Annotated in this window: 14 protein-coding genes; 3 read left to right on the forward strand and 11 right to left on the reverse strand. The window is 33.0% G+C overall.

Going from position 1 to position 13,747, the window contains the following annotated elements:
• Positions 1-127: 127 nt before the first annotated feature.
• On the forward strand, positions 128-568 hold the full coding sequence (locus MY04_RS16065; protein ID WP_066211254.1) for a DUF5606 family protein: 441 nt from the start codon (positions 128-130) through the stop codon (positions 566-568).
• Positions 569-654: 86 nt separating this feature from the next.
• On the opposite strand, the gene MY04_RS16070 is transcribed toward MY04_RS16065, so the two are convergent.
• The 3 genes from MY04_RS16070 to MY04_RS16080 all read right to left on the reverse strand — a co-directional run bounded on the left by MY04_RS16070 (position 655) and on the right by MY04_RS16080 (position 4,901).
• Positions 655-2,232 (reverse strand): sensor histidine kinase, encoded by a 1,578-nt coding sequence (locus MY04_RS16070; RefSeq protein ID WP_066211256.1) that lies wholly within the window; start codon positions 2,230-2,232, stop codon positions 655-657.
• Between the two features lie 111 nt (positions 2,233-2,343).
• On the reverse strand, positions 2,344-4,032 hold the full coding sequence (locus tag MY04_RS16075) for a PHP domain-containing protein (protein WP_066211257.1): 1,689 nt from the start codon (positions 4,030-4,032) through the stop codon (positions 2,344-2,346).
• 71 nt (positions 4,033-4,103) lie between these two features.
• Positions 4,104-4,901 (reverse strand): SDR family oxidoreductase, encoded by a 798-nt coding sequence (locus tag MY04_RS16080; RefSeq protein WP_066211258.1) that lies wholly within the window; start codon positions 4,899-4,901, stop codon positions 4,104-4,106.
• 148 nt (positions 4,902-5,049) lie between these two features.
• Here MY04_RS16080 and panB point away from each other — a divergent pair, with 148 nt between their 5' ends.
• Entirely contained in the window at positions 5,050-5,868 is an 819-nt protein-coding gene (gene panB, locus MY04_RS16085) for a 3-methyl-2-oxobutanoate hydroxymethyltransferase (RefSeq protein ID WP_066211259.1), read from the forward strand.
• Positions 5,869-6,006: 138 nt separating this feature from the next.
• Entirely contained in the window at positions 6,007-6,699 is a 693-nt protein-coding gene (locus MY04_RS16090; protein WP_066211261.1) for an RluA family pseudouridine synthase, read from the forward strand.
• 308 nt (positions 6,700-7,007) lie between these two features.
• Here MY04_RS16090 and MY04_RS16095 read toward each other — a convergent pair whose 3' ends face one another.
• From MY04_RS16095 to MY04_RS16130, 8 genes are all read right to left on the reverse strand, one after another.
• The gene (locus MY04_RS16095) at positions 7,008-8,732 is read right to left on the reverse strand and encodes a lysophospholipid acyltransferase family protein (protein WP_066211263.1); all 1,725 of its coding nucleotides are present in this window, start codon (positions 8,730-8,732) and stop codon (positions 7,008-7,010) included.
• Between the two features lie 123 nt (positions 8,733-8,855).
• Entirely contained in the window at positions 8,856-9,350 is a 495-nt protein-coding gene (locus MY04_RS16100; protein WP_066211264.1) for a hypothetical protein, read from the reverse strand.
• A 180-nt stretch (positions 9,351-9,530) separates the two neighbouring features.
• Positions 9,531-9,986 carry a hypothetical protein gene (locus MY04_RS16105; RefSeq protein ID WP_066211266.1) on the reverse strand — a complete coding sequence of 152 codons (456 nt, stop codon included), beginning with the start codon at positions 9,984-9,986 and terminating at the stop codon, positions 9,531-9,533.
• Positions 9,983-11,023 carry a hypothetical protein gene (locus tag MY04_RS16110; RefSeq protein ID WP_066211268.1) on the reverse strand — a complete coding sequence of 347 codons (1,041 nt, stop codon included), beginning with the start codon at positions 11,021-11,023 and terminating at the stop codon, positions 9,983-9,985. Before MY04_RS16110 ends, MY04_RS16105 begins: the two co-directional genes overlap by 4 nt.
• 50 nt (positions 11,024-11,073) lie before the next feature.
• A complete protein-coding gene (locus MY04_RS16115) occupies positions 11,074-11,661 on the reverse strand; it encodes a hypothetical protein (RefSeq protein ID WP_158297735.1) in 588 nt (195 codons plus the stop codon).
• Positions 11,651-12,391 carry an RHS repeat-associated core domain-containing protein gene (locus MY04_RS16120; RefSeq protein ID WP_084005922.1) on the reverse strand — a complete coding sequence of 247 codons (741 nt, stop codon included), beginning with the start codon at positions 12,389-12,391 and terminating at the stop codon, positions 11,651-11,653. The genes MY04_RS16115 and MY04_RS16120 overlap by 11 nt, the downstream gene beginning before the upstream one ends.
• A 303-nt stretch (positions 12,392-12,694) precedes the next feature.
• A complete protein-coding gene (locus MY04_RS16125) occupies positions 12,695-13,069 on the reverse strand; it encodes an energy transducer TonB (protein WP_158297736.1) in 375 nt (124 codons plus the stop codon).
• A 1-nt stretch (position 13,070) separates the two neighbouring features.
• Entirely contained in the window at positions 13,071-13,739 is a 669-nt protein-coding gene (locus MY04_RS16130; RefSeq protein ID WP_066211275.1) for a hypothetical protein, read from the reverse strand.
• Positions 13,740-13,747: the final 8 nt, after the last annotated feature.

A 13,747-nucleotide genomic window follows, 5' to 3' on the forward strand; every position in this document is an offset into this window, starting at 1 on the left:
AAAAAGTCTATTATCAATAAGTTATTTCAAACAATTTTTGAGATAATTTGATTATAAATCAAAAGATCATGTTTGATTGTTCAATACCATTGACTTCAAACATGTTCTAAATAATAAAAATTATAACATGAACTTAAAAGACATTGCTGCAATTGCAGGTAAGCCAGGTTTATACAAAGTATTAAAACCATCACGTACTGGTGTAATCGTTGAAACTTTGGAAGCAAAACCTAAGAAAACAATTGTAAGTGCAAGCCAAAGAATCTCTATCTTAAAAGAGATCTCTATGTATGTTACTGGTCAAGCTGAAGAATCAGTGCCGTTGGAAGAAGTATTCGCTTCAGTAAAAGAAAAATTTGGTACTGAGAAACTAGATGTTGATACTAAATCTGAAGAGTCTTTAGAAGACTTCATTTTCGCAGTTCTTCCTAACTGGGATTCAGATAGAATCTACACTTCAGATATCAAAAAATTAGTGACTTGGTACAACAAACTAGTGGAGTTCTACCCAGAGTCATTAAAAGATAAAAAAGAAGACAAAGAAGCATCTGAGGAAGCTGCTGAGTAATTCTATAGTTATATAATGAAGAAGAGGTGACTTTATCAATAATAAGGTCACCTCTTCTTTTATATTAATACTTTATGTCAATAGCTCTACTCTATCTCGGGAATTTTCTCTAAAATCGTAAAGTAGAAAGTAGACCCAAATTCACTATCGGATTCTACCCAAATACTACCATGATGCAAATCGACAATTTTCTGACAATGAGCTAAACCAATTCCAGATCCCTCATATTCACTTTTGGAATGAAGTCTATTGAAAATGATAAATATATTTTCGAGATGTTCTTTCTTAATACCAATTCCATTGTCCTGAAAAGCAAACATCCATTCTCCGGCCATGTGAATAGAAGAGATGGTGACGACAGGATCAACATCAGGCCTTTTGAATTTAATTGCATTGGTAATCAAATTTTGAAATAGTAATCTCAATTCTATTTCGTACCCTCTGATAACAGGTAAATTATTGAATCTAATTTTAGCATTTGATTCACTTAAAGAGATACGAAGGTCTTGTAAAACATCGGTCATCATTTGATCACAGTCGATGTTGGATAAAGTCCTGTTTCTCCCAATTTTTGAATACTCGAGTAGTGCTTTAATTAAATTAATCATCCGATCAGCTGAAGAATGAATATAATCCAGCATCTGATTACCATTATGATCAAATTGGTCTTTATAAGTATTTTTAAGTAACTCTGTTAAACTTGTAATACTCCTTAAAGGTTCTTGCAAATCATGTGAGGTGGTATATGCAAATTGTTCTAATTCATGATTTTTACTTTTTAGGTCTTGTTGAATCAGAATTAATTCAGTGGTTTTTCGTTTCTCTGTTTTGAACATTTCAATATAGTCCATGAGTAAGCCAACAAAGGGAAGTACAAAAGAAACGGTTAAAAGAAATTGAGAGATATTAAAATGAGCATCAAATAGTTCGGTACTACCATAGAAAATATGTAATTGAGCTACTGAAAGAGGTAAAATACTCCAAAATAGCATCTGTAAAAGGTAGCTTTTAGTATGTTCTAAAAACTTAATCATGAATGCTCCAAATAAAACCAAGTTAAGAATAATAGGCATAAATGTGAGCAAGTAAATTGATGCTCTTTCATTGACCCAATCAATTAAACTAAATATATAATCGGTCGTTCCTACAATTAAAATACTGATAAAAATAAAACTCCCACCTACGTAATATTGAAGGTATTTTGTTTTTTTCCCCTCCTTATCATTTTGAATGATCATTATAGAAATTAGTGAAGCTAATAGTATGTTTCCCTCATATATTGTAGAAATAAGTACCTGATTCTTGATCAGTTCTACACTGAAAACATCAAAATTATTGATAAGTAATAGTTGTGAGAATTTTAGTAAGCCTATGGCAAAAAAACTAAATCCAACAATTGCAGAACTAGCGGAATGAGAATAATGACAATGTATATAGGCCAAACAGCATGTTATAAATAGTAAGGTGATAGAGGACCACCTCAATAACATGAAGGATAAAAAACCAAAATGTGTCGCTGGAATAATTTGACTTTCTAGAATATTTAACTCTTTACCTAAATCAATTTCTGAGTAATGTAACAAGAAAGGCAAAACTGTGATAAAGACAGTTAGAGATATTAATGGTTTTGGTATTTGATAAAAAAGGCTTTCGGTGGTTTTCATCTTTGGGTTCGCTTTAACTAACCCTGCAACAAAAAAAATAAGTACCGAGTTTATTCGATACTTATTTTCTTGAATTGTTACTATTCTTTTTGAATTGAATGAAAATCAACTCTATTTTTTTCTTGATTTGAAATAGGCTTCAATCTCTTCCAAACTCATCGCATTGAGGGTCATTTCTTTGGTTAGACCGGCTTTTCTACCAACTAATAATCCATAGTGCATATCAGCATACCCTTCTACGGCGTGTGCATCTGGATTAAGCGATAATTTTACGCCTTGATCTAAAGCATACTTCGCCCATCTCCAATCTAAATCCAATCGCCATGGACTAGAATTGATCTCGATAATCACTCCATGCTTTGCACAAGCATCAATCACTGCTTTATGATCAATAGGGTAACCTTCTCTACGTAAAAGAAGCCGACCTGTTGGATGACCAAGTATAGTGGTTGCTGGATGTTCTATGGCCTTAATCAAACGAGCTGTTGCCGTGGCTTTGTCCATCGTTAATGGAGAGTGAATCGAAGAAACCACAAAATCGAATGAAGCCAAAACGTCATCATCATAATCCAATCGCCCATCGTTTAAGATATCAGACTCAATCCCTTTAAAGATTTTGAAAGGAGCTAATTCTTCATTTAAGGCGTCAATTTCTTTGTGTTGTTGTTCGATGCGTTCTACCGAAAGACCATTAGCGTAAAAAGCAGTCTTCGAGTGATCTGAAATACCTAAATACTCATATCCTTGTGCTTTCAAGTATTCGGCCATCTCTCTTAATGTATTCTGTCCATCAGAATAATCCGAGTGATTGTGCAAGCTTCCTTTTAGATCTTCATCTTCCACCAAAGTAGGGATTCCATTCTTAATGAAATCGCCGACATATTCCTCTCCTTCTCTCAATTCAACAGGGAAGACTGGAAGTCCTGCGTTCTTATAAATATCTTCAACAGACGAATATTCCGTCTTGTTCAGTACGTCTCTTAATGTTGGATGATCAGCACTTCCTCTTAACGAAAGGTGTTCTGGAGCAGCAGATTTTTGGAAGGCAATTTTGATGAATTCCTCTGCTCTACAGACAAAGAATTCTACCGAAGTACCTGTTTCTACTAATTCACCTCGAACAGTAAGTGGGGAAGATTTTACCTCGTCCAATATCAATTGATTGAACTCCGTAAGTGATGTTTTCAATTGAGAAGAACTTTCCGCAACCACAGTAAATGATAATGTGTCGACTACTTCTCTTTTTAATGATAACTCACCTGCAAGGCTATTTTTGATCCCTTTTTCTTCTAAGAAAGCGACAATTACTTCAGCAAACTTTTCAGCTTTAGCATAATGCAAACGCTTTTTATTTTCCTTCAAAAAGTCGACTTGTTGAAGAATCTTTGCTTCAGTTTTGGCAGCGAAACCCTTTAAAGTTTGAACTTTATTTTCCTCGCAAGCCACTTTCAGCTTATCTAATGAATCGATGGCTAATTCTTTCCAAAGAGCAGCAATTTTTTTAGGTCCAACTCCACTCAATCCCATCATATCGATCACACCCTCTGGAGTTTTTTCCTTTAGTTCTTCAAGATCGTCTAAAGTTCCACTAGAGAACCAATTGACTAACTTTTCTGCCATTGTTTTGGAAAAGCCTAACCCAATCAGCTCGTCATTATTTAAGCCGATTAATGGAGTACCGGCATTTTCCATACTCTGAATCGCCGTAGAATATGCTCTTGTCTTAAAAGGATTGGCTCCGTGTAGTTCCATCAATTGTGTCAATAAACGGAAGCCTTTAATAATATCTTTGTTGGTCATTTTGTATCAAATAAAAAGTTTTAAGGTGATGTATCACCCTAAGATGAATGGCAAAAAATGCTCTGATAAAGTTATGATTTTTTTCTCACTAATTTCTCTAAAAGCTTCGGAAAGAAACGTTTGATATAAACCGCTGCTTGTTCTCTCGGACGGCCTATAACCGCTTCGCTTTTACCAATAGAAGCATAGTGTAAAATATCAAGGGCTGCTTTCTCCACAGTTATTCCTCCCTTACCCTCATCAAGTTGTCCTTGTTGAGAACCATCCGCTTGTAAAGCATTTTTTGCGAGATCAGTTTTCACATATCCCGGTAGAATATTGGTAATCTGAATGCCGAAAGGATGAAGTTCCGCCCTCAAAGAATCCATAAAGCCTAGCAAAGCATGTTTTGATGCCGCATAAGCGGTACGATCTGGAATTCCCATTTTGCCTTGCACACTATTGATACAAACAATCATGGGATCATCAGATTTTTTTAGGTAAGGTAACACCGCCTTTGTAATGTGCAATGCTCCCCAAAAGTTTACCTGCATGATCTTTTCGAAAGTGGATAAAGCCATTTCTTCAAATGAAGCACGTTGACTAATTCCTCCCACCAAAAAAATACCATCCAATTGTTGGTGAATTTGATAAGCCTGATGGGAAATATCAGTTAATGCTTCCTGACTTGCAGATAAATCCATTGGTAAGACCGTTATCGAATCTTCTTTTTGATATTCATTTTGAAGATCAATTAAAGCCGATTCATTTCTAGCCGAGATGATCAATTTACAGGGAAACTGACTCAAAGAAATGGCCAATTGCTTACCAATTCCCGAAGAGGCACCAATCACCCAATAGACTTTCTGATTAAACCTTGATTCTTTCATTATGCCTCGAAATTACGAACTATTGACAAAACTTTGATAAATATCATACAATTAAAGGGTTACATTCGTAACATCAGTTACTAACAACCGCTTTGAAATTGGTATATTTGCACCAAGTTATCAGAGGGTTAAATAAATTCAATACAAAATGTCAATCCATAAACCAGATATTAAGAAAGTTACTACGCATCAATTAGCGGCAATGAAAGCAAGAGGAGAGAAAATTTCTATGCTTACTGCTTATGATTTTTCGATGGCTAAAATCTTAGATTCATCAGGTATTGATGTGTTATTGGTAGGCGATTCAGCTTCCAATGTAATGGCTGGTAATGAAACTACTTTGCCAATTACTTTAGATCAAATGATTTACCACGCGACTTCTGTTGTTAGGGCCGTGGATAGAGCATTAGTTGTAGTGGATATTCCTTTTGGTAGTTATCAAGGTAGTTCGACTGAAGCTTTACGTTCTGCAATCAGAATTATGAAAGAGACAGGCGGACATGCTGTAAAAGTTGAAGGTGGTGCAGAAATTCAAGAATCTGTGAAGAAGATCTTGTCTGCAGGTGTTCCAGTAATGGGTCACTTAGGATTAACTCCACAATCAATTTATAAATTCGGAACATATACGGTAAGAGCGAAAGAAGAAGCCGAAGCACAAAAACTTATCGAAGATGCGAAGCTTTTAGAAGAACTAGGATGTTTTGCATTGGTATTGGAAAAAATTCCTTCAGCATTAGCTGAGAGAGTTGCAAAGGAATTAACCATTCCAGTAATTGGTATTGGTGCAGGAGCTGGTGTTGATGGTCAAGTGTTGGTTGTTCACGATATGTTGGGCATTACACAAGACTTTAAACCTCGTTTCTTAAGAAGATATGCAGATGTTGGTGGAATGATGAAAGAAGCTGTTCAAAGCTATATTTCTGATGTGAAATCGCATGACTTCCCGAACGAAAAAGAATGCTATTAGTAGCACTTCTATTTGTAGAAATTAATTGATATTTGAATGGAATTTTCGAGTATCCATTAAATTAATTAGTAATAAGAATTAAGTAACGCAACTTAATTCCTTTCACTTACGTGAGTAAGCGAGTAAGATTTAATAAAAATGAATTTAGATCAGTCACAAATAATCTATGAAGACAACCACTTAGTGGTTGTGAACAAGGCACCTGGTATTTTAGTACAAGGTGATGACACCGGCGATGAAACACTTACCGATATCGTAAAAGAGTATATCAAGGATAAGTACAATAAACCGGGCGCTGTATTTTTAGCACCTGTTCATAGATTGGACCGTCCAGTGAGTGGTGTGGTAGTTTTTGCACGTACTTCTAAAGCAGCAGAACGTATGGCAAAGATTTTCCAAGAGCACAAAATCACAAAAACCTATTTGGCCTTAGTCAGCAAGCGTCCTCAAAAAGATGAAGACACAATGATTAACTGGCTGAAGAAAGACGAAAAGAAAAATAGAACACACGTTTATTTATCAGATCGTCGCGGTGGTAAATATTGTGAGACCTATTACAAGTTATTGGGTCGTGTTGGCGATAACTATTGCTTGCATGTAGAACCAAAAACAGGTCGTTCTCATCAAATTAGAGCACAATTAGGTAATATCGGTTCTCCTATCCGTGGAGATATGAAGTACGGAGCAAAAGGTAGAATCATGAAAGGAAAATTAATCTTCCTTCATGCTAAAGAATTATCATTCGAGCACCCAGTAAAAAAGGAGCCAATGAGATTCACCGCCAGAGTTCCAGAACACGATATATGGAAGAACTTCGCTAAGATGATGTAAGCAATTATATCGTCTATCATTCAAATTATATAAAATCCCCGATCGGTAACGGTTGGGGATTTTTTTGTGGATAACCTTTCGTACACACAAGTAGTAATAAGTCTTGTGAATTATCTGTAAAAACAAATAGTTATCCACATTGATGTGAATAACTATTTGTTTTCAACTCTAACATTTCCAAAATCATCATATATTTTGTGCATAAATGTTATCCACAAAAGAATAACTCTGTGGATAAGTAAAAAAGAAACTGTTCTAATAAAAGAACAGCTTCTCACAATCTATTTAAATAAGGAACTATGTTGTTATTACTGTAGTTGATTTGTTATTTTTTCCGGTATGTTATCAACATTCACTATAATTAAACCATCCAAGCAATGGTTAAATTTTGGATCGATGTTGAAACCAATCATTCTACCGTTTAATCGGATATATTGTCTGATTAAAACAGGCACCTTAAATCTTTTAGGTTCTATATCCATCACCAATTTATCTAACTCATCTATAGCGATATCTTCTTTCTGGATAAGGTTATCAATGTACTTTTTGATTTGATCACCCATTTTATAGCGTTTTCTTGGTTTCACAAATTGGGCGATATCATGATCGTACAAATGTTTATAACTATAATAGATGATAGCTTCTTTAGCCGCATTTGAATAATCATTACTGATACTCACAGGGCCAAACATGTATTTAAAATGTGGGTTTCTTTTTAGATAGGTATTGATACCTTTCCAAAGTAAAAACAATGGATAGGCGTCTCTTTGTTTTTCTTGGATCACAAAAGATCTTCCTAATTCAATACCATTATTCAGCACGTGAATGAAGTCGTTTTTGAACTTGAATAATGTATTGGTATAAAACCCTTTCTTCCCTATATTTTGAACGATCTCTTCTCCCACTCCAATTCTGTAAGCACCAATTATTTGAGCGGTAGCCCTATTCCAAATAAATAAGTGATGGTAATATTCATCGAATTTATCAAGATCTACTTCTCTATTGGTTCCTTCTCCCACAGCTCTGAAAGTGATTTCTCTTAATCGACCAATTTCTAAAAGGGTGTATGGAATAGCATCAGAATGTGCTACTCGTACTTCATTCTGACCATGTGCACATAATAAAGAAGATTCAGGTAAATTATTTATTTCATCTTTAATAATTTCTTTTGGGATTTCAGCGATCAGATCCTCAGCTATTGTTTTTGCTTTTTTATTCGGACGTAAGAACTTTTGCTTTTTCATCCCCTCACCTAATAGATAGGTTTTATCTCGAAGCATTTGACCAAATGAAGAAAGATCTTCATATTCATTTTGCTTTTTTACGGGTATCGGCTGACCAATGCGAACTTTAACGGTATGATTCTTTTTATTCAGAAATTCTTTAGGAATTTGAAAAGTTCTTAACAATGGATGTATTCTACCTAATAAATGAAACACCCAACTGTTGACCCCATGGAAATAAATAGGTATCACCGGTACCTCTGCTCTTTTGATCAATTTAAGAGCAGAAGTGCTCCAAGGTTTATCGGCAATACCTTTATGAGAGTTATAATAAGTAGAAACTTCTCCTGCAGGAAAAAGACCAATAGAATCACCGTTTGCTAAAGCCCTTTGTACTTTTTCAGAAGCTTTGAAATTGGTTTTCTTAAATGGATCAACAGGGATAAATAACTCTTGAAAAGGCTTCATTTTACCCAATAAAAAATTAGCGGTCACCTTATAATCTGGTCGAATTTTTCTTAGAATTTGAAGCAATACAACCCCATCCAATAAACCATATGGGTGATTAGAAATAGTGATAAAAGCACCCCATTTGGGTATTTTCTTAAGATCTTCATCGCTTATTTCCACTTTTATGTTCATCATTTTCAAAGCTTCTTCGATAAGCTCCACACCTTCGTATTCCGATAACTGAGAATACATTTCATTAAATGATGATAGTCCCGTTGTTTTCATCATTAAGTCAGCACTCAACTTATTTAAGTTAAGCTCTTCCATTAATTCTGAAGTAGGTATAATTTGAGGTTGCATAGGATCGTTGTTTATTTCTTGTATTTCAAAACTACAATCCAAACATTATCTGAACTTTATATCAGCTCTAAGTAATTATTGTAAAATGGTGAACGTAGGGTTAAGGAGTTCATATACATTTATTTATTTAATAACATCCCAATCTATAGGTAAGAATTCTTCGGAGATGCTCAATTGGTTCATTGAACTGAGTGCTTTCATTAAGCTTACGGTATATCTCATTTTAATGGTTTCATTTTTAATATCAGATTGTTTAAAAAAGTGAACCAATGTTGTGAGAACGTCTTCAATATTTGTTAGTTCTGTAATCTGGTAATGATTATTATTTATAAAGACAAATACATAAATCGGATGTGATGACTTGTACCCAAATAGAAAAACGCCACTTTTATTGATAGAAGTATATTCTTTATAATCTAAAAAGTCCATGACATATGGAGACCATGAATGTTTTTCGTGTTCAGTTAAATAGTTCTTACTTCTAAAATATTCAATAATTTCATCATTTATTGTTGAAAATTTTTCGTCGATGTCTTTGTGCTGTTGGTTGTGATTTTGAGTTAAAGTATTTACACTAATGGAAGAGAGTATAAAAAGAAAGTGGAGTATTTGTTTCATCTTTATTCTGAATCTTTTAGGAATACTATTATCAATCGTTCAATACTTTTAATTATAAAAATAGTCTCCTATTGAATTGATTATATGAGTGTTATCTGATTTTATTAGATATTAAAATCCTTTAACTAGTTTTTTCTAAATTATAGAAATTGACTAAAATATTAATAAGTATATTGATATTTAAAGCACGTTAATTATAGCTACAAAATTTATTTGATTATTGTCTTTGTACTTAAAGTTTTTAAGATTAGGTACAAATGTAAAAGAGTAAATATATGACTCAATTTCATTTTTGTTTTTATAAATTAAATAAGGTAAGGTAAACCAATTTATCTTATCATTTTTATCTGAAGAAAAGCTTATTATAGTTCTCTTTCTTTGTTCTGAAATAAAAGCAATTTCTTCAATATAATACTCTTGTAATAGTAGTTCACGATTTAATTGAGCATTTATATTAAGGTATATTTTTATTATTTCAGATTTATCACTTTTAATATTTAAAATACCATTTTCAGGAAGTTTAGTTGAGATTTCCTCAATATGTTCTGGAGGTAGATATATGTTTATACTGTCATTTATCTGTCCATAAATATTTATTTGAAAAAGAAGTATTAAAGTGGTGATTAAGTATTTCATTTTTTTAATAAAGGGTATAGCATTCTAATAACTGTGTCATCATATTTTTTTATTGGCGTATTTTTATATTGCTTTCCCTTTTTATATTGAGTCTTAAAATTTTCAACTTTATTATTGAAATTCTTTTGATCGAAATTATTAGTAAGGTCTATCATATCCATTGAATAGTTGAAATTTCCGGCATGATATTCTAAAAGTCCTGCTTCAATAGTCATATTATTTTCACCATTATCATTTAAATAGTTTGCATACATTGCACCTGCAAAAATATATGCTTCAACCTCCAATCCCACGTGATGACCATTTTCAAATTTGTTATTTAAATCTTGATAACCATGGAAAGATTCATGTGCAACAGATCTAGTTATTCCTCCTTGGTTTGACATATTCATTAATGCTCCTGCTCTAATAGTACCTCCTCCTCCTGATGAATTTGGTACATACTGTAGTGCTTCTACAGTCTCGCCTTCTTTATTTTTAGCTAATTCGTTTTTATAATCAAACTTATCTTTAGTGTTAACCAAGGCAGATATAACACTATTACCTGCTTTGGATGTATTGATTGAATTTAAAGAAGATATTATATTATCTGCAAATGTATTTCCAATCCCTTTCATATTTGCGGAGTATTGTACCTTTTGCATTTTATCGTTATCATCTTTGTAATATATCCAAATTTCCCTACCATCAGGATCAATGAATTTTATAGGATTATTGTATGTATAGTGATAAGGAGACCAACTCGTATACTTCTCGGCCAAAGGATCAGGACTCAACCACCTGCTCACAATATCAGGCTCAAGAGTAGCTTCTGAGTACAGAGTGTCTTTCTTTACAAAAGCGACAATTTCTTGTGTTTTGGTATTTAAAATTACAGATCCAATCTGAACCAAAGTGTCTTGGTCGTGAAATTCATTGTATTCCCCTTGGCTTAATGTTGCTACTTTTGGTTTGTAGTTGTATTGTTCAAAAGGATTTTGTGCGTAGGTATTTATACTTATGAGAAAGAGTATAAATAGGAAGTGGAGTTGTTTCATTTGATTTTAAAAAGTGTATACAACATAATTAGTATAAGAAAAATCTATGTCTAGTTCTTATTTTTTATTATTTCCTTTATGTATTTCTTTGATGGTTTTGTATAATTTGTAATATTAATTGGAATATAAATATCAACTATTTCTTCAATATTATTTGGAGGGTATTCATTTGAAATTGAAGGTAATTGCATATTTTCTTTTTTGCAATGTAAAAACTGCCCTGTTAACTCCGTAATCCTAAGAAAGACATTTTCACCACTTTGTAAAATCAACTTAGTTTCACGTCCATTTCCAATTGTTAGGTTCATGAACTTTTGTCCTTGACCTAAATATTTACACAAGGTACTATCATTATTGATCCTAATAATTTCTTTGAGCACTTGATCGTAAATTAATAAGCTTGGTACAAAATAACCTTGCTCATAAAAGCTTGATACAAAATTTTCTCCATCACTTAAATCTAATTTAGAATAATCAAGCTTTTTTATTATTCCACCCATTAAAATTGGATTATTCGCTTCACTACGTATATTAAACTCAAAATAAAATAGAGTGTCCTTATGTGGATCATTTTCAGAAGCAAACAACCAAAATGATACGCATAACATAATTATTAATAAAGTTATTTTATTTTTCATCCTCTAGTATAACTGCAGGTAAGAAAGAATCATTACCTAATTGATTAGCATCATTTTGATTAGGTTTCTCTGGTGGATATTTCATAATTCCACCAGAACCACCAGCACCTTTTGGGTGACTAAAACCAAGAGTATGAAAAATTTCATGAATTCTATTCATCTTAGTATCTTTTGAGGAATTCATCATAACATCCTTATTTCCAATAGTAATACCTCCAACTGTTGTAGTACTTACAGTACCATCGCCATTATCAATTTCTTTAGAAGCAAATCCAGAATAAACATTACTATTTCCCTTGGTAAAACTATTACCAATAGAATATCCATCTTGCATTTCGTTTTGTGCACTGTTTTCACTCTGTTCAACAGTACCTCCATCTCTAAACTCTAAAGCAAAGTTTATTGAATAACCTTTATACTCACCATCAGAAACACTCATGCTTAAATTGTTAAGGTACTTATTGGTACCCTTCTGCATTTTGCTTATTTGTTTTTCAGAGTAACCACCGAATTGTTTTGTTTTTCCTTTTGTAGTATAATAATTCCTATCAGCTGATTGAACAAAATACACAGCTTTAATTGTAATCGTCTTATTTTTTTTATCAATTACCCTAATTCCATCTTGACCATCGGGATCAATCATATTCAAGGGATTATTGTGAACGTAATGATATGGTGTCCATTCTGGATACTTCTCCGCCAAAGGATCAGGGCTCAACCACCTACTCACTATATCAGGCTCAAGAGTAGCTTCAGAATAAAGTGTATCCTTTTTTACAAAAGCGACAATTTCTTGTGTTTTGGTATTTAGAATTACAGATCCAATCTGAACTAAAGTGTCTTGGTCGTGAAATTCATTGTATTCTCCTTTGCTTAATGTTGCTACTTTTGGTTTGTAGTTGTATTGCTCAAAAGGATTTTGAGCAAAGGTATTTAATACTTATGAGAGAGAGTATAAATAGAAAGTGGAGTAGTTGTTTCATAAGATTCAATAATCTAAGACTAAAAAAGTTAACTTGATTAAGTTGTTTACCTACAATTCAAATTTTATCATAATAATTTTTTTTGAAGGTATATTTATTCCGTTTTTTTTTGCAGGGTTCCAGTTAGGCATTTCCTCAACCAATCTTATGGCTTCATTATCACAAGTTTCACAAAGCCCTCTTATAATTTTAACATCTGATACACTTCCTTCTATGTCAATTTTAAAAGACACAAAAACTTTACCCACAGTTGTTAATTGACTTTGACGCCATAACATATTATCTTTTAGATATTCCTCCAATTTAAGTTTACCACCAGGAAATGTTGCAGGTATAATCTCTTGATCTGTTTGGGAACCATCACAAGAGGAAATGTTTGTTATTATACCCCAAAAAAATATGTAAATAAGAATATTTTTTAACATTTTAATTGGATTTATCATAATTTGTAGCAGCCTCATTAACAGCACGTCTAATCTGATCTTCTAATTCTTTATTATCTTCACTTTTATTCTGACCATGATTCGGGTCTTTTCCTAAAATGAAAAATAGAGCATGTCCATAACCTTCGTGAGCTGTGGTTCTAGCTTTATTTCGATCTGTCTGTCCTGAGTTGATAATTATGATTATGTTACCATTGACCGAACCTCGCCCGTCCCCTTCTGTATTTTTTTCTTCTCCAGGTAATAGAGTAATTCCTAATTTACCATTATCATTTTGCTCATCGCTAAATCCTTGTGCCTTTAGGTCTTCTTTTGTTATAGCTCCATCATATGCTTCAAATAAAATATCTATTTCACTTCTATTATCAATAGATCCAAGTGAACCTGTTTGTTTTTTACCATTTGGGTCTAAGTATTCAAAATTTTCTGAAATAACAATTTCTGTAATGTTTTCATCTTCTACCAGTTGTCTTAATGCATCAAAATTAGCACCTTCACCTGTCCCTGTGATTTGAACAAACCCATCATTACCTAGAATAACTTTTTCTCTACTCTCTGGGTTTATTGTATTAAGTAGTACATTAAAAGCTGCTTTACTTGCAGGTTTTACTTTTCTCCCATCAGGATCAATAAAAATAATTGGATTATTCATTACATAAT

Source organism: Flammeovirga sp. MY04 (assembly GCF_001682195.2).
Taxonomy (GTDB): Bacteria; Bacteroidota; Bacteroidia; order Cytophagales; family Flammeovirgaceae; genus Flammeovirga; species Flammeovirga yaeyamensis.